This is a genomic window from Micromonospora sp. FIMYZ51, assembly GCF_038246755.1.
GTDB lineage: Bacteria > Actinomycetota > Actinomycetes > Mycobacteriales > Micromonosporaceae > Micromonospora.
This window is the reverse complement of the sequence record NZ_CP134706.1, coordinates 4,358,336-4,374,483: the sequence shown is the minus strand read 5'-3', so window position 1 is coordinate 4,374,483 and position 16,148 is coordinate 4,358,336. Positions and strand designations below refer to the sequence as shown.

Here is a 16,148-nt window from a genome sequence, read left to right as displayed (position 1 = left end):
GGTCCTCGGCCGGGCCGGTCCGCCGGGAAACCTCGGTTGAGCAGGGACGCCAGCAGCGTCTCGGTACGGGCGCGGACGACCTGAAGGGCAAGGTGATCGATGTCAATCGACTTAAATCCGACGGTCTGGGTCGGATTACCGAAAGCTACGATGCGATTTCCCTGACTACCATGAGCGGTGGTGCGGTCACGGCAACGTGTCCTCATGGGCGGCCTTGGGGGAGGTGTACGTGATGTCGACGGAGTCTGCCCGCATCCCGTCGCGGGGCCTCATGCGATCGAGGCTGATCACCTCGCTGGGCGTACGACCGCGGTCGCTCGGCCTGGTCGTGGCGCCCGCCGGATGCGGCAAGACCACCCTGCTCGCCCAGTACGCCGACCAGGTCGACGGGCCGGTGCGCTGGTTACGGATCGTGCCGGCGGACGCGGATCCGGCGCTGGTACTGGCCCGCGTCGACGCGGCCCGGCCGAACGGCGACGACGGGCTGCTGATCGTCGACGACCTGCACCTGATCGAGGGCTCGCCGGGGGAGTCGGTGCTGTTGGAACGGGCTCTCGCCCTGACCGGCGAGGGCCTGAGCGTCCTGATCGGCACCCGTCGGGTCTCGCCGCTGATCCTGACCCGGCACGAGTTCTCCGACAGCGTCGTCGTCGACGCCGAGCAGTTGCGCTTCCGCACCTGGGAGGTCGAGCGGCTGCTGCGGGACGTCTACCGGGAACCACTGCCCGCCGACGACGTGGCGGCACTGGCCCGTCGACTCGGCGGATGGGCGGCCGGGCTGAAGCTCTACCACCTCTCCACCCAGGGCCAGCCGCTGTCCGACCGGCGCCGCGCCGTGGCCACGTTGAAGGTCCGCTCGGCGCTGTCCCGCGACTACCTCACCCGTACCGTACTTGCGGAACTGGCCCCCGAGCTGCACCGGTTCCTCGTCCTCACCTCGGTCTTCGAGATCGTTACCGCCGAGCGGTGCGACCGGCTGCTGGACAGCGGCGGCGCGCAGGTGGCGCTGGAAGAACTGGAACGGCGCCAGGCGTTCACGGTGTCCCACGACGGCGGCCGGTCCTTCACCTACCACGAGGTGCTCCGGGGCCACCTCACCGCCGTGCTGACCGAGGAGAAGGGGGAGGTCGGGGCCCGGGACTGGCATGCCCGCGCCGGTCGACTGCTCGCCGAGGAGGGCGCGACGCTGGAGGCGGCGCGCTGCTTCGCCCGCGCCCAGCGGTGGCCCGAGGTGCACCGGCTGCTCGACGCCGCCGGCAGCGCCGTCGCCGTGCACGGTCTCGACCCGTGGTCCGACGTGCTGCCGGCCTGGTTCATCGCGGAGGATCCGTGGCTGGTGCTGGCCGACGCCCAGCACCGGATCAACGAGGGACAACTGGCGGCGGCGGCACCACTGCTGCGTCGGGCCGAGGAACTCTTCGGCGCCGGTCCGGGTGCGGCCCGCTGCCGATCCCTGCGCGCGGACGTGACGGCCTGGCTGCCGGACACGCCGCACTGGCGCGGGCACTGGTCGGGCTGGCTGCGTACCGCCACCCGCCGGCACCCGGCAGTCGTGGTCGGGGAGGCGGAGCGGCTGGCCGGCGCCGAGGACGTGCTGGTCCGAGCCGCCGCCTCGCTGCTGGCCGGGCACGTCACCGAGGCGTTGCGCGTACTGGAGCAGGAGACCTGGGCCGACACCGGCCTGGTGGGGCTCGCCGGCCGGCTGCTACGGGCCGCCGTCGCGGTGGCCCGCGCCGAGCCACGGGCGGTCACCATGGTCGCCGCCGTGGGCCTGGCCGCCGACCGCGCGGGACTGCCCTGGCTGGTCCGGCTGGCCCGGGCGGTACCGGCGCTGAGCGGGGCGGAGCCTGACCTGAAGGAGGCCGCCGCGGTCGTGGAGGAGTGCGACCGGCTTGGTGACCCGTGGGGCGCACTGCTCGCGGCGGGATGCGTGACACTGGCCCGGTCGCTGCACGGCGGGCTCGCACCGGAGGAGGCGACCCGGCTGCTCGACCGGGCCCGCGCGCTGGACGCCGGAGTGCTGGCCGCCTGGGCGCAGTCCCTGCTCGCGCTGGCCGCCGTGCGTACCCGGGTGCCGGACGCCGAGGTCGAGGTCCGGCGGGCGGAGAGTACCGCGCGGGCCGCCGGAGTGCCGGGGGCACGGGTGCTCGCCCTCGCGGCCGGGGTGCCGGCCGGGCCCGGCCGCAGCAACGCGCTGACCGCCCTGCACGCCGCCACCGAGCACGCCGGGCTGCCCCAGGCGGCGGTGTCCGCCTGGCTCACCCCCGAGGCCCCGCCGTCGGCGGCCGTGCCCCGCACCGCCCCGCTGACCGTACGCTGCTTCGGCGGGTTCCAGATCTGCCTGCGCGGCGAGCCGCTGAACTGGACTCCGTTGCGTCCCCGGGCCCGGGCGCTGGCCCGGATGCTCGCCATGCGGGCCGCACCGGTGCATCGCGACCGGCTGCTCGACGCGCTCTGGCCGGACACCGACCCGGCGACGGCCACCCGGAGCCTGCACGTCGCCCTCTCCAGCCTGCGTCGCTTCCTCGACACCCAACTGCCGCACGGCGACCGGGAGACGCTGCTGCACCGCGACGGCGACGCGTACCTGTTGGCGCTGCCACCGGACGCGTGGTGTGACGTCAGCGAGTTCCGGCGCGCGGTGCAGCGGGTCGCCCGGCGCGCTCCCACCGACCCCCGGGCCCTGGACGACCTGCGGGCGGCAATGGCCGCGTACGCCGGTGAGTTGCTGCCCGAGGACGGCCCGGCGGAGTGGGTGGTGGCCGAGCGGGAGACCCTGCGCCGCCAGGCGGCCGACGCGGCGGCCCGGCTCGCCGAGGCCGCCCTGCGCGGCGACGAGGTGGAGTCGGCGATGGCGATGGCGGCCCGCTGCGTCGAGATCGACTCCTGCCACGATGCCGGCTGGCGGGCGCTGATCGCCGCGCACGACCGGGCCGGCAACGCCGCTGCGGCGGCACACGCCCGCCGCCGGTACGCCGACGTGCTCGTCTCGCTCGGGCTGGACCCGGCCGTGGTGGCGGGTGCCCCGTCGCCGGTCACGATCACCGCCGACCGAAGAATTCCGCTTCCCCGATCGCCACGGCCGGGATCAGCCCGGGACCGTACGTCGAGCGGACAACCAGCCTGATCCGCACCAGGTCCGGCCTGGGCACCTCGAAGTGCTGCTCGCCGGGCTCGTCGACCAGCTCGATGTCGGTGCTCTGCTCCTCGCCCTCGGCGTCCACGGTGATCACGGTCAGCTCCCGGGGGCGTCCCGCGGCGAGGTAGGCCTGCCGTCGTGGACTGACGCCCGGGGTGATCACCACCGTGAGCAGCCGTACCGGCTCGTTGAAGCGTCCCTCCACCCACGAGTCGACGGCCTTGCCGGTCGGTGCCCAGTACCGGTTGCTCGCCCCGTCGGTGAGCCGGTTGGCGCCCGAGCCGGGCGCCTCCGACGAGGCGACCACCGAGGTGGGTACGAGCGAGGTCGGATTCTGGGTGCGGTCGCGGATCGCCTCCAGTCCGCGCCGGGCCAGGGGCGGCCCGACCACGGCCAGCACCGCCACGAGGCAGACGGCCAGCATGATCAGCAGGATCCGGCGGGCGGCGGCGCCGACCCGGCGTTCCTCGTCGCGCAGGCTTCGGCGACGGCGGGACCCCCGCCCACGCAACCAGTCCCAGAACCGTTGCCACCAGGTGCGTTTGCGTTCGGTGGTGGCCGCCGCGACGACCAACGACGTACCGCAGCGCAGACAGAACCGCCGGCCCGGGTCGTTCAGCGCGCCGCAGGCCGAATTCGGGCAGGTCACCCGGGCGTCCGGCGGCCGTGTCGTGCTCTGCGCCGAATCCGGCGCGGGCTCCGACGGCCCGGGCTGCACGGGTCTCGGCGCCCCGGGCTGGACTGGTTTCGGCGCGTCAGGCTGGACTGGTTTCGGCGCGTCGGGCTGCCCGGGTTTCGGTGCGTCGAGTGGCACTGGTTTCGGTGCCGCGGACTGCCCGGGTTTCGGTGCGTCCGGTGGTGCCGGTTCCGGCGCGGCGGGCGGCCCGGCGGGCTGTCCCTGCCGGGGTGCGTCGGGCGGGGTTGCCGCGGGCCGCCGCTCGTGCCCGGCCTGATCCTGCTGGCCGGGCGGGGTCTTCGTCCGTACCCGCTCGGTCGGCTGCTCGGCCCGCGACGAACTGTCCCACAGGAACTCGCCGCACGTCCCGCAGAACTGGGCGCCGGCCTCGTTTGTCGCGCCGCACTCGGCACAAGTGATCATGGCAGGATCTCCAGGGTCGCCCGGACGTGGGCCGGCACGGCGGAGGTCAGCACCTGGCGCACCAATGCCTCGTCGACGTCACCGTGGACCCGTACCCGGACCTGTGGAGCCTCCTCGGCCGGCGGCTCGCCGGTCGGCGTCGCCGACCAGCTCACGCCACCGTTGTCGGTGACCTCCACGCGGGCTCCGGTGGCGACCCGCAGCGCCAGTTCGACGCCCCGCGCGGTGCCGCGCCAACGGTGCAGCTCCACCGCATGCCGGACCAGTTCGCGGCGGGCCTGCGCCGGCCGGTTGCCGTCCGACGGCGCGGCGACCCAGCCGGCCAGCCAGTCCAGGAAGTCCGGCGGCGTCAACTCCAGGTCGAAGTAGGCGTCGAGGCAGTCCAACGTCAGCAGGATCGGTGCCAGCACCTCGTCGAGGCCGGCGGTGAACCGCTGCGCGAAGTCGTCCTCCAGGTAGACCGCGGGCAACTGCTGCCCGATCGGGTGCGGGCTGACCAGCCCCGGTACCGAACCCCGCATCATCCCCTCCTGACCTCCACGCCGCAGCCCGTCACCCGGTCACCCGCACCTGGTGGCCGTAGGAGAAGGCGAGCGCGTTGACGTCGAGTTCGAGGCGTTGCACGGCCTCGCCGCGTTCTCCGCTTGTCGGATCGGCGCCGAAGAGGCGTACCTCCTCGACCAGGTCGACCCCGGCGACACGTTGCAGCACCGCATGCAGTTCACCGGACTGCACCGGCCGCCCGAAGGGCCAGCCGGTGCCCTCCGGGCCGCCCCGCACCGGATCCAGGTAGTCGTAGAGCGCCCGCACCGCCCGGCGACGCAGGTCAGCGCCGGAACCGCTGGCCCGGGACCGGGCGCGGACCTGGGCGACCACCGTGACCCCCTGGTAGAACGGCGGCTCCACCAGCACCCGGGCACCCACACAGCGGCGGGAGTCGAGAAAACTCCGAATCCGCTCCAGGATCTCGTCGCGGGGGCGCAACGCGGCGAACCGGGCCGCGTCGTCGTCGGCGTCGCGGTGCTCACCCAACGCGGGCACCACCAGCACCCGCACCGCCGCGGAGTTCTCGCCCGCCGGTACGCACCGCACCCGCTGCACCTCCGGCGCAGCCTGCCGGGACAGTTGCTCGTAATCCTCGGCGGTGACCGCCCGCTCCCGGGTCCGCAGGGTCAGCGGCCCCCGTACCGACGTCTCGGCCAGCGACTCGCCGTCCACCCCGCCGGTCGCGGCGGCCCGGTTGGTCACCGTCGACACGAACGGCACCGGGTCGCGCAGCACGCTGAGCGTGCGGGCCGCCACGTTGCCCGACCGGCCGCCGCCGGTGCGGTAGGCCGGGATCCGGACCACCGCGCCCTTCGGGGGCACCGCCCCGTACTGGCTGATGGTGCCGTCGGGCTGCCGGACGGCCGGCCCGAAGCGGATCTCCCCGGTGGCCCGGTCCACGCAGACGTGCCGATCCTCCGGCCGCGAGTCGGCGAAGGTCGGCACCTCCTGCCAGATCTGCCAGCCGTCGGTGCTGCTCACCTCGATCTCGATCGCGCCGTCGGCGGCCACGATCGGTGCCCGCTGGACCGAGAACCGCTGACCGGGTACCCCCTCGGAGGCGCCCAGGTTCTCCCCGGCGATCAGTTCCGCGTGGCAGGCCTCCACCGTGCCGCCGACGGTGGCCGCCTCGGCCCGGCCCAACCGGGGCGGGGCGTTGAAGAACGGCTGACCCGGTGTGGGCTGGCGCAGCCGGCAGCGCAACCAGCCGGCGCGGTGCCGCGCGACCACCGAAGCGCTGTGTCCGGTCGGCACGTGCAGCACCACCTCGCCGGCCCGGTTGAGCGCGCCCGTGCTGTCCCGCTCCACCGGGCACTCCACCCAGCCTTCGTCGGTCAACGCCTCCCACACCAGCGGCGGGTTCGTCGGGTCCACGCCGCGCCCGGCGACCTCCCAGTCCATGGTGAGCAGCACCGCACAGCCCGGCACCGGCTCGTCGAGCCCGAACAGCACCGCGTCGCCGGCCACCGGCGGGTCGGCGAAAGCCGGTAGCCGGTCCGGGCCGTGCAGCTCACCGGTGCGGTCCGTCGGCTGGCCCCCAGCCGGCACCGTCACCACCCGCAGCAGCCGGCACGGTGGCACGGCCAGTTCGCGCAGCGTCTCGAAGGTGACCGGCTCGACGTTCTCCGCCCGGACGGTCGCCACGTGCGTGCCGGCCGGCACCACGACCGGCGCGTCCCGGGGCGCGGAGAGCCAGAACGTGACGTCCGTGGAGGCCACCGCCGGTGGAAACGGGGTGATGCCGAGCAGGTCGAGGAACTTCACGTAGTGCCGGTCCGGCACCCGGTTGAGCCGGTAGAGCATCTGGTCGACCATGTACGCGAACGTCTCGATCAGGGTCACCCCCGGATCGGAGACGTTGTGGTCGGTCCACTCCGGGCAGCGCCGCTGCACCAGGCGCTTCGCGTCGTCCACCAGATCCTGGAACCGGCGGTCGTCGAGGTTCGGTGCGGGCAGGGCCATCACTCGGCTCCGGGATCGTGCGTGGGGATCACATAGAACGGGAAGACCAGGTTGCGCGGGTCGTTGTCCTGGCGCAGCCGGTAGCGGATGTCGATGTGCAGGGTGCCCCGGGCGGCGTCGGCGAAGTCGACAAGCACGTCGTCCAGTTCGATGCGCGGCTCCCACCGCTCCAGCGCCAGCCGTACCTGGTAGGCCACCTGACCGGCGGTGGACGGGTCGGCCGGCGCGAACACCAACTCGTGGATGGCGCAGCCGAACTCGGGCCGGCCGGGCCGTTCACCGGGTGCGGTGCCGAGGATCAGCCGGATGCTCTCCACCACCTCCCGGTCCCCCCGGACCAGCGCGATCCCGCCGGTCGGGTCGGTACGCAGTGGGAACGCCCAACCGGCGCCGACGAAATCCGTGGCCATCCGCCTCACCCGCCGATCAGCACGGTCGGGCAGCCGACGATGATCGGGGCGCCGCAGCCGCTCAGGTCACCGACCCGGGCGGCCGGCCGCCCACCGATCAGCACCGTGGGACAGCCGGGTGGCACGAGCGGCGACGGCGGATGCGGTGGGACGCCCGGGAAGGCGCAGGTGTGGATGGTGCCGACGGTCGCCGCGGGCTGCCCGCCGATCAACACGGTGGGCACACCGGGGCCGCCGATCGTCCCCGGGTGAGCGGTCGGATCGCCGACGCGTGCGGCTGGTGGCACGGCCCTCTCCCTTCGGTGCGGCCGACCCGTCGGCCGGGTTGTTCAGTTGATCCGGACCACGGCGCCACGAACGGTGACCGGGCCCTGTCCCTCGACGCTCAGGTCACCCTTTGCCGAGACCGTCACCCGCTGCCCCGCCAGCTCCAGCGACCCGGTGCCGGCGTCCAGGCTGATCCCGTTTCGAGCCTGGACGCTCACCTTGCCGTCGCTGACGATCTCGATCTGCTTGCCGGTGCGGTCCAACCGCACGGTGAACTTCCGGTCGCCGGTGGCGATCAGTACCCCGTCCGGACCGCTGCCGGCCTCCAGCAACTCCAACCGGTGGCCGGTGCGGGAGACCAGCGCCCGCGCGGCGATCCGGCCGCTGCCACCGTCCACCGCGTCGGTGTCCAGCTTCGGCGGCGCATCCTTGCCGTTGTGCAGCCCGCCGAGGACGTACGCGGCGTCCAGGTTGCCGCCGGTGAACCCGACAAGCACCTCGTCGCCCACCTCCGGCAGCAGCACCGCCCCCCGGTCCGCGCCCGCACCGGGCTGCACCACCCGGGCCCAACCGGTGGTGTACTTCTCGTCCAGCCACGGCAGGGTGAGCCGGACCCGGCCCAGCTTCTTCGGATCCTTCACGTCGCTGACCACCGCCGGAACGAGGCCCTGAGCAGGCCGGTCCGGCACCGCCCCGCCCGCGGTCAGCCCGTACAGCGAGCGGTCGGAGCGGCCGGAGACGGTGAACGCCGTGGTGTAGCCGGCCTGCTCGCTGAAGACGTGCCGGGTGCTGGTCAGCACGTACCTGCCCTGGAACGGTTCGCCGATGTTGGCAAGCGCCACCGCCGTGCCCGCGCGTAGCCGGGCGTTCCCCTTCGCCACCCCCTCGATCTCGGCACAGCCGGCACCAAGCTCACCGGCGAGCGCGTCGGAAACCGTCCGGACCGCGGCGTCCGTGCCGAGGGTCGGATCGGCGACCAGGTACGGCGGGCTGCCGACCTTCTTTCCCAGCTCGGCCGGGTTGACCCCGATCCCCTCGGCACCGGGCACCTTCGGCGTCGCCGTCGAACTGACCGCCCGCTTCGTGGCCGGATCCCAGCCGCGTGCGCCCACCTCGGGCACCTGCGCGGTAGCGGTGACCCCGGCGCGCAGCGCGATCAAATTCTGGTTGACCTCCAGCACCAGCGGGTCCTGGGTGGCCCGCGCGGACGGGTCGGGCGCGCCGGCCGGTGGTTCGGGCATCCGCAGGTGCAACTCGCCGTCGAGCACCATCACCTGCGCGCCGACCAGTTCCGCCAGCCGGTGCAGGAAGGCCCAGTCGCTGACGTTGTCCTGGCTGAGCTGTGTCTCCGGCTCGCCGCCGATGCCCGCCACCGGGTCGATCCGGCCCGCCTTCAGCCCGGCCCGCTGCGCCACCTTCCGCACGATGTCGGGCACGCTCATCCCCGGGTACGCGGCAACCCGCCGACCGCGCAGCAGCCGGTGCGCCAGGTCGAGGCCGCGTACCTCGCTGAACGTGCCGGTCGTGTCCAGTTCGCACTCCAGGGCGGTCACCTCGCCGCTGAGCAGGAGCGCCGGACCACCCGGGTCGGAGGTCTGCACGCTCAGCCGCACCGGCGCGCCGATGGTGAAGCCGCCCTTGGCCAGCACGCTGCGGTCCGGGTCGCGGTAGCGCAGCACGAACCGGTCGGGCAGGTTGCGGCTGTCGTCCACCGCCGCGTACGTCAGCAGCGCCGCGATCTCAGCGGGCAACGGGCTGCCGGCCACCTCGACCAGGAGGGCGTTTGCGAACTGCTCATTGGCCACGGGCACCGTCCGTCAGTTCCTCGGGTGCGGGCACCAGCAGGGCGGTGCCGGGACGCAGCCGCATCGGGTCGTCGATCTCGTTCGCCTCGGCGATCTGCCGCCACAGCCCCGCCCGCCCGTACGCCTGATAGGCCACCGAGTGCAGGGTGTCCCCGGCGACGACCACGTGGATGTCCCGGGCGGCCAGCGCGCCGGAGGTGGGGTTCTGCCCCGGCTGCTCGCCGGAGATCTCCTCAAGCGTCACCGTGCACAGCGCCCGCACCGGCGTCCCACCCGGGGTGAACAGGGTGTACTTGGCGTTGACACTGGCCACGAAGGACGGGAAGCCGACCATACCGCCCCAGTGGAACACCACCCACGGCGGCGACCCCTTCTTCTGCTGCCGGCTGGCGTCGGTCGGTACGCAGCAGGCGAAGAGTTCCTCGACCCGCTTCACCACCGAGCTGTCCATGGTGTCGGTGGCGTCGAAGAACATCTCCAGGCTCAGCTTGCACGGATCCGACCCGGTGAACTCCGGCACGCCGCTCTTCTTCGCGTTGCGCTGGGCGTCCCGCTTCCACTTGGCGGTCTTGGTCAGCGCCAGTTCCTTGGGGTTGAACTGGAACGGGATCTGGCTCAGCTTCGGCCCGGGTGAGGCGGTGCCGCCGTTGCGGGGCGGCTCGTGCAACTGGAGGTAGGCGTGGGTCAACTGCGGCGGTGCCCCGCCGCCCCGGCCGGCGGGGCTGCCGGCGGCGGTGAACGTGACAGGTGAGGCGCTCACGGTCTCACCCCCCGGCCCCGGGGCCGAAGAAGCCGTGGTGGGCCAGCTCCAGGGTCTCCACGGCGACCTTCGGGCTGTCCGGGCTGAGCTGCGGCCCGGACCACTTCACCGGGATGACGTCGAGCAGTCCCCAGCGGGCGATCACGGTGCCCTCCAACGTGCGGGCCTCGATCGTGGCGGTCTTGCGGGTGATCCCGTTGGCCATGCCGGAGAACCAGCGCATCAACTTGGTGCTGTCCGCCGTGATCGGCCGGGAGAGCTTGACGTTTGAGAACTTCATCCGGGTCGGCAACTGCCAGACGTGGCCGTTGTTGCCGCCCTCCTCACGCTGCTCCACCACCACCTCGCAGCCCAGCCCGTCACAGGTGTTGAACGCGCCGAGATCCTGATCGTCGATCTTGACGACGAAGGCGATCGCGACGGCGACCTCGTCCTTGGTCATCCATTCCTCCTGGTCGTTCGGCGCTGGTTCGCGACGCGGTGGGGCGGTCAGCCGGGTCCGCCGAGCACCCCGTGCCGCTCCCGGTCGAGGCGCAACTCGGTCTTCAACCGGCGCAGCAGCGGGTCGTACAGCTTCTTCAGCAGCTCCTCGGGCTCCAGTCCGGCGCCGGGCGCGCCCGGCGTGGCCGACTGTCCGGCCGCCGGGACGTCACCGGGCGGCGGTGCCGCCGTGGTCGCCGGCACGGCCGGCGGGTCGGGCGGGGGCGGGCTGGAGAAATCCGCCGGGGCGGGTCGCCGGTTGGCGCCGCCGTCGAGTCGGCCCGCTGCACGGGCAACGAGCCGCCCGGGCCCTCGGAGTACGCCGCCGCAACGCCGCCCGCCCCGGAGCTGACGAGGTACGTCATCGGGGCGCCGTCGCTGCCGGGGCCGGTGAAGAACGTCATCGGGGTGCCACCACCGCCGGAACTGGTGAGGCTGGTGACCGGGGTGGTGCCGCCGCTGACCGGGGTGTTGCCGACGCCCGAACCGGACCGGCCGGACGGGGGCGGTGAGCCGGGCAGCGCACCCACCCAGCGCTGGACCGGCGTGCCGCCGCCGCCCGCCCCGCCGGGAGCCGAGCCGCCCACGGCGGCCGGCAGTTGTGCCTCGGTGCGCGGCTGGGAGTGGTCCGGCGCGGCGGCGGTGAGCGGGACGGCATCCGCCCGCGCCTCGTGGTGCTGCCAGCTCACCCGTTGCACGCTCGGACCGGCGGGAGCCGCCGGCTCGGGTAGCTCGCCGGTAAGCGACCGGATCGGGCGGTCGCCGACCAACCGGGCCACCACCAGGGGCAGTGCCGCCGGTGCGGCGTCGGGCTGCCCACTCGAACCGTCCGGCTGATCCGGCGGTTCGCCGTAGCCACCAACCAGGCCGACGGTGTCGGACCCGGCACCGGACTGCGCGATGCCGTCGGTGGGCGCGTCCGTGCCGACGGTGGCGGCCGTGCCGCCGTCGAAGCTGGCAGGTGCCTGCCACGTGGCGCTGCCGGTCGTTGCCGCACTGCCGGTCGGGGTGACGCTGCCGGTCGGGATGGCGCTGCCGGTCGGGGTGGCGCTGCCGGTCGGGGTGGCGCTCGCGCCACCACCGGTCGGCCGGACCGGGGAATCGGCTGCGGAAACGGGCGTGGCCAGCCGGGACACCACCGGCAGTTCGGCACTCCCGGCGGTGCTGCCGACGTCGGAGTCCGGTGCCCGGTCGGATGTGCCGGCCGGGCCCGGTGGGGCGACCCGGGGCGGTGCCGGCTCGCCGCCGCTGGCCGGCGTCGCCGTGGAGGGTTGGCCGAGCAGGGGCGCCAGCTGCGCCTCGGCGGGCCGCTCGCCCTCCGGCGGCACGAACGTCTGCACACTTGCCGACGCGCCAGCCCCGCCGCCCGGCGCGCTCCGGGCCGCTGGTGCGCCGACGACCGGTAGCTCGTCGCCGCCGTCGGTACGGGGGCCGGCGTCGGCGTCGAAGCCGACGTCGGCTGGGGAAGAGCCGGGGGAGGAACTGCCGGAACCGCCGGGGTCGGCATCGGCGGCGAGGCGCGCGACGACCGTCTCTCCGACCAGTCCCGCCTGGTCGCCGGGGCCCGCACCGCTCTCGGTCGTCCCCCGGTCGATGCCGTCCGGCTGACCGGCGTCGGTGCTCGGGCCGGTGGCCGGTTGGTCGGTGGCGGCCGGCCGGTGGACCAGCGGGGGCGGGGATGGGCTGTCGGCCGGCACGCGCTGCACCGGTGCGGCCGGCGACGTGGCCTCGCGCGGTGGGAACAGCGGCGAGACGATGGGTTCGCCGAGACCGAGCCGGCGGGGCGGTCGCGAAACGTCCGGCGAACTCCGCTGCACGGCCAGGTCGAGCGGCGGCCCGCCGGAGGCTCCCGATGGTTCGGCCTGGTCCGCCGACGCGCTGCGGCCCGGATCCTCGACGGCGGGTGGGTCACCGGCGGACCACACCGGATCAACGGGTTCACGGCCCAGCGTGGGCACGTCGGCTGAGTCGGCTGATCCGCCGCCTGGCTGCGCGACCTCGACCGGCTCGGCGGTGGACGGTGCGCCGCTGTGCTGCGCCTCGGCGGCCGGCGAACTGACCGTGGGCAGGTGCCGCTCCACGGGTGGTGGTGGCGCGGTCACCAGCCGGCTGACCAACACCGGCTCCAGCGGTACCGGCCGCGTCGGCGTCGCCAGCGGCAGTTCCGGCGCCGGCCCCGGCAGCTCGGCCGGCGGCAAGCGAAGCGCGGGCGACGTGCCCGGCCCCGGATCGGACGCGCTGACCGCGCCCGGCTCGTGGCTCGTCACCGGGCCGGCGCCGTGGCTCGTCACCGGGCCGGCGCCGTGGCTCGTCACCGGGCTGGCCGGGCCGGGTGGGGTGGTGGAGCCGGAACTGTGTGGGCTGGCCGGGCCGGAGGGCGCGCGGCGGCCGGCATGGGCGCGGACGCTGCGGTGCCGAGCACCGAGCGTTGCAGCGAAGCCGTGCGCTGCGGTGTCGGCGCGGCCGGCGTGGCGAGCGGCATCGGTGCCGTTTCGTGTGCGGCGCTCTGCCCGACCGGGTCCGGTTGCGCTGGCGTGGCCACCGGCTCGGCGGTGCCGTGCAGCACACCGGCCGGTTCGGCACCGGAGACGAGATGACCGAGGGGGGCGAGGTACGACGGATCGCGCCAGGACGCCAGCGTGCCGGTGAACGTGTCGGGCAGGTTCAACCGTGGCTCGTCGGGGGTGATCCGCTGGATCGGCGGCAGGGCCTGCCAGGCGGGCGGCTCGCTACGCCGGTGCGGCGCGACATCACTCGCCGTCTCGGCCGAGCGGTCGCCGGTCGCGGTCTCGGCCACCCGGTCGTCGGCGGTGTCGGCCGCGTGCTCGCCGGTCGAGGCGGTGTCGGGCGTGCCGTCCTGCGCGGTGGACCGCTGCACGGTCCGCTGCGAGCGCCACGGCCACCGCCACATCGGGTCACCGTCCCTGACTGATGCGATTGTTGATGTTCGCGATCTCGGCCACGTAGCGCAGCCGTTCGCCGTGTTCGAGGTCGAGGATCTCGTCCAGTGACCAGTGGAAGTGGTAGGCGACGTACGCGACCTCGGAGTAGATGCGGTCGGCCGCGTACGTCACGATTCCCCCAGGCGGCCACCGGCGATCTCGACTGCGAAGCGGTGTTGACACTCCGGGCACACCACACTGGCGCGGGTGTGCCCCTCGCTGTTGATCCGCCGGTACATGTCCTGAAGGAACGCCAGGTCGGAGGCGAACAGGTCCTCCACCACACCGGGATGGATGTCCACCACCGTGCCGATTCGGGTGACCACCCGGCTGAGCAGCACCACGGTCAGATAGGCCGGGTTCTCGCGTACCCGGTCGTCGCGCAGGGGCACCAACTCGTCCCGGGCGGTCGCCAGCCGCATCACGCCGTCCCGGTGCACCGTGCCGGAGCCGTCGACATAGCCGCGGGGCAGCTCGAACGGGAACTCCGTGCGCAGCGTCTCGCGGCGCGGCGCGACGGCGGGCGGTTCGGCCGCCTCGGTGCCGGGCGGCGGAACGAGGGACGACGTACGGCGCATGGGGTTACTCGACCTCCATCGCCTCGTACGTCACCACGAGCTTCTCGGTGAGGACGCTTGTGTCGCCGGCCTTGAGCGAGCTGATCTCCAGGCTCTTCGGCCAGGCGTTGGTCAGCTTGTATCGCTTGATCGGGATGCCTTCGTAGTCGAAGACGATGATGGCCCCACCCTTGCGGGCCTGGCCCATCTTGCCGAACCGGCAATCCTTGATCCACGATTCGAAGCTGTTGTCCGCGGTCAGCCCTCGGGTCAACGTCACCTCGCCGGCCTTCGGCGCGCCGGGCGCCTTGCGGACGGCGAACTTGCCATCGGCGGTGTTCGACTTGTACTCGATGACGTCCTGCTCCATCTTGAGGCCGGTGACCTCGGTGATCTGACGGATGACGATGCTGTCCACCTCCAGCCCGAACGAGTGGCCGACGGCGGAGTCGAAATCGGGGAGCGGCACGACTGCCTCCTGACGCTACGGGGACTACTCGTTGACCAGGCTGGTGCCACCGGACATCTGCGCCAGCTGGAAGATCACGAACTCGGCGGGCTTGACCGGTGCGACGCCGATCTGGCACACCACCTGGCCGGCGTCGATGCTCTCGGCCGGGTTGGTCTCCCGGTCGCACTTGACGAAGAACGCCTCGTCAGGGGTGAGGCCGAAGAGTGCGCCGCGCCGCCACTCGTTGACCAGGAACGCGCTCACCGTGCGCCGGATCCTGGCCCAGAGCATGTCGTCGTTGGGCTCGAAGACGACCCACTGGGTGCCGTTGAGGATCGACTCCTCCAGGTAGTTGAAGAGCCGCCGCACGTTCAGGTAGCGCCACGCCGGGTCGGAGGAGAGCGTCCGGGCGCCCCAGACGAGGATGCCCCGGCCGGGGAAGGCCCGGATGCAGTTGACGCCAAGCGGGTTGAGCAGTTCCTGCTCCGTGCGGGTCAACTGGGTCTCCAGCGCGACCGCACCCCGGATCACCTCGTTGGCGGGTGCCTTGTGTACCCCGCGCGACCCGTCGTTGCGCGCCCACACCCCGGCCAGGTGGCCCGAGGGCGGCATGAACCGGTTGGTGCCGCTGACCGGGTCGAACACCTTGATCCAGGGGTAGTAGAGCGCGGCGTACTTCGAGTCGTAGCCGGCCTGGTCGGTGCGCCACTCCTTGACCTGCTGCGGGCTGAGCGCGGGCGGCGGGTCCAGGATGGCCATCCGGTCACCCATCAGCTCACAGTGGGCGATCATCGCCGACTGGACCGTCTTCACCGACTCCAGGTCGATCGCGCCGCGCTGGTAGGCCCCCATCAGGTCGGGCACCGCGACCATGGTCACCTCGTCGACCGCCTCCAGGCCGCCGAAGCCGGTACGCTCCGCCGCGTCACCCACGTACTCGTCGGCCGAGACGTTGCCCGGCGCGGGAGCCGGCTCCGGGCCGGTCAGCGCCACCTCGCCGCCGCTGGGCCGGGCCAGTTGCCCGGTCGGCGCCGCCTCCTCGATGGTGATCAGCTTGGAGCGCTCGCGGACCACGTGCACCACGTTGTCCTTGCCGCGCTTGGTGGTCACCGACTCGAAGGTCTCGACCACCTGGCCGCCGCGCTTGACCACCAGGTTGAACCGGTCCTCGCCGGCACCCTCCGGCGGATCGGCGACCTCGACGCTGACGTCCTCCGGGGTGCCCTCGGGCAGGGCCCGGGCGACCACCTTGTACGTGCCGAGCACGGCGGCCGGCGCGGACGCGGCGGGCAATGCCTCCTCGGCCCGGTCACCGCCGACCCGCACGATGTACGCGGCCCCGCCGCCTTGCATGAAGTACCCGTAGACGGCGTGGCCCAGGTAGCAGTCCGGGGCGAACTCACCGAAAATCTGCGAGTACTGGCTCCAGTTGGTCACCAGCGTCGGGGTGTTGAACGGCCCCTGCGCGGCGAAGCCGACGAACGCGGCGACCGCCGTGCCGACGCCTTCGATCGGGCGGGAGCCGGACTCCACCTCCTCGACGTACACACCCGGCGCCAGGTAGTTGGGCATCACGCCTCCTCGTCCCTCGGGATCGAGTCGAGCGTCCCGCCTGCGCAGCGAGCTTCAAACGTCCACCCGGCCGCATGATCGGGAACCCTTCGCTGCCCTTAAGCGCACCGAGTGCAAGGAAGGGCCCCCTATTAACGCCTTGTGTATAGGAAGGGCCC

15 protein-coding genes are annotated in these 16,148 nt (G+C 73.4%); 1 reads left to right on the top strand and 14 read right to left on the bottom strand.

Annotated elements, in window-relative coordinates; genetic code table 11:
• Nucleotides 1–232: 232 nt before the first annotated feature.
• The gene (locus tag QQG74_RS19820) at nucleotides 233–3,127 is read left to right on the top strand and encodes a BTAD domain-containing putative transcriptional regulator (protein WP_341716258.1); all 2,895 of its coding nucleotides are present in this window, start codon (nucleotides 233–235) and stop codon (nucleotides 3,125–3,127) included.
• Here QQG74_RS19820 and QQG74_RS19815 read toward each other — a convergent pair.
• From QQG74_RS19815 to QQG74_RS19750, 14 genes are all read right to left on the bottom strand, one after another.
• The gene (locus tag QQG74_RS19815) at nucleotides 3,042–3,788 is read right to left on the bottom strand and encodes a hypothetical protein (RefSeq protein WP_341716257.1); all 747 of its coding nucleotides are present in this window, start codon (nucleotides 3,786–3,788) and stop codon (nucleotides 3,042–3,044) included. The genes QQG74_RS19820 and QQG74_RS19815 overlap by 86 nt on opposite strands.
• Before the next feature lie 446 nt (nucleotides 3,789–4,234).
• Nucleotides 4,235–4,762, bottom strand: coding sequence for a phage tail protein (locus QQG74_RS19810; RefSeq protein WP_341716256.1), 528 nt, complete (start codon nucleotides 4,760–4,762; stop codon nucleotides 4,235–4,237).
• A gap of 28 nt (nucleotides 4,763–4,790) precedes the next feature.
• The gene (locus QQG74_RS19805) at nucleotides 4,791–6,746 is read right to left on the bottom strand and encodes a putative baseplate assembly protein (protein ID WP_341716255.1); all 1,956 of its coding nucleotides are present in this window, start codon (nucleotides 6,744–6,746) and stop codon (nucleotides 4,791–4,793) included.
• On the bottom strand, nucleotides 6,746–7,156 hold the full coding sequence (locus QQG74_RS19800) for a GPW/gp25 family protein (RefSeq protein WP_341716254.1): 411 nt from the start codon (nucleotides 7,154–7,156) through the stop codon (nucleotides 6,746–6,748). The genes QQG74_RS19805 and QQG74_RS19800 overlap by 1 nt, the downstream gene beginning before the upstream one ends.
• 5 nt (nucleotides 7,157–7,161) lie before the next feature.
• Complete coding sequence (locus tag QQG74_RS19795) at nucleotides 7,162–7,443, bottom strand: PAAR domain-containing protein (RefSeq protein ID WP_341716253.1); 282 nt, start codon at nucleotides 7,441–7,443, stop codon at nucleotides 7,162–7,164.
• Nucleotides 7,444–7,485: 42 nt separating this feature from the next.
• On the bottom strand, nucleotides 7,486–9,228 hold the full coding sequence (locus QQG74_RS19790; RefSeq protein WP_341716252.1) for a VgrG-related protein: 1,743 nt from the start codon (nucleotides 9,226–9,228) through the stop codon (nucleotides 7,486–7,488).
• Nucleotides 9,218–9,988: a LysM peptidoglycan-binding domain-containing protein gene (locus QQG74_RS19785; protein ID WP_341716251.1), complete on the bottom strand. Its 771-nt coding sequence runs from the start codon at nucleotides 9,986–9,988 to the stop codon at nucleotides 9,218–9,220. Before QQG74_RS19785 ends, QQG74_RS19790 begins: the two co-directional genes overlap by 11 nt.
• A 4-nt stretch (nucleotides 9,989–9,992) precedes the next feature.
• Nucleotides 9,993–10,430: a phage tail protein gene (locus QQG74_RS19780; RefSeq protein ID WP_204034411.1), complete on the bottom strand. Its 438-nt coding sequence runs from the start codon at nucleotides 10,428–10,430 to the stop codon at nucleotides 9,993–9,995.
• A gap of 136 nt (nucleotides 10,431–10,566) precedes the next feature.
• A complete protein-coding gene (locus QQG74_RS19775) occupies nucleotides 10,567–12,759 on the bottom strand; it encodes a hypothetical protein (RefSeq protein ID WP_341716250.1) in 2,193 nt (730 codons plus the stop codon).
• A 20-nt stretch (nucleotides 12,760–12,779) separates the two neighbouring features.
• Nucleotides 12,780–13,379, bottom strand: a complete 600-nt coding sequence (locus QQG74_RS19770) for a hypothetical protein (RefSeq protein ID WP_341716249.1) — start codon at nucleotides 13,377–13,379, stop codon at nucleotides 12,780–12,782.
• Nucleotides 13,380–13,383: 4 nt separating this feature from the next.
• Nucleotides 13,384–13,542, bottom strand: coding sequence for a DUF6760 family protein (locus QQG74_RS19765; RefSeq protein WP_341716248.1), 159 nt, complete (start codon nucleotides 13,540–13,542; stop codon nucleotides 13,384–13,386).
• On the bottom strand, nucleotides 13,539–13,988 hold the full coding sequence (locus tag QQG74_RS19760) for a hypothetical protein (protein WP_341716247.1): 450 nt from the start codon (nucleotides 13,986–13,988) through the stop codon (nucleotides 13,539–13,541). Before QQG74_RS19760 ends, QQG74_RS19765 begins: the two co-directional genes overlap by 4 nt.
• A gap of 4 nt (nucleotides 13,989–13,992) precedes the next feature.
• Nucleotides 13,993–14,436, bottom strand: a complete 444-nt coding sequence (locus tag QQG74_RS19755; RefSeq protein WP_189047989.1) for a phage tail protein — start codon at nucleotides 14,434–14,436, stop codon at nucleotides 13,993–13,995.
• A gap of 24 nt (nucleotides 14,437–14,460) precedes the next feature.
• On the bottom strand, nucleotides 14,461–15,990 hold the full coding sequence (locus QQG74_RS19750) for a phage tail sheath subtilisin-like domain-containing protein (protein WP_341716246.1): 1,530 nt from the start codon (nucleotides 15,988–15,990) through the stop codon (nucleotides 14,461–14,463).
• Nucleotides 15,991–16,148 lie beyond the last annotated feature (158 nt).

Excerpts from the sequence above, each read along its gene's own strand:
- QQG74_RS19820 (WP_341716258.1), top strand. The coding sequence starts at position 233 with ATGTCGACGGAGTCTGCCCGCATCCCGTCGCGGGGCCTCATGCGATCG.
- QQG74_RS19810 (WP_341716256.1), bottom strand. The coding sequence starts at position 4,762 with ATGATGCGGGGTTCGGTACCGGGGCTGGTCAGCCCGCACCCGATCGGG.
- QQG74_RS19805 (WP_341716255.1), bottom strand. The coding sequence starts at position 6,746 with ATGGCCCTGCCCGCACCGAACCTCGACGACCGCCGGTTCCAGGATCTG.
- QQG74_RS19800 (WP_341716254.1), bottom strand. The coding sequence starts at position 7,156 with ATGGCCACGGATTTCGTCGGCGCCGGTTGGGCGTTCCCACTGCGTACC.
- QQG74_RS19780 (WP_204034411.1), bottom strand. The coding sequence starts at position 10,430 with ATGACCAAGGACGAGGTCGCCGTCGCGATCGCCTTCGTCGTCAAGATC.
- QQG74_RS19770 (WP_341716249.1), bottom strand. The coding sequence starts at position 13,379 with ATGTGGCGGTGGCCGTGGCGCTCGCAGCGGACCGTGCAGCGGTCCACC.
- QQG74_RS19760 (WP_341716247.1), bottom strand. The coding sequence starts at position 13,988 with ATGCGCCGTACGTCGTCCCTCGTTCCGCCGCCCGGCACCGAGGCGGCC.
- QQG74_RS19750 (WP_341716246.1), bottom strand. The coding sequence starts at position 15,990 with ATGCCCAACTACCTGGCGCCGGGTGTGTACGTCGAGGAGGTGGAGTCC.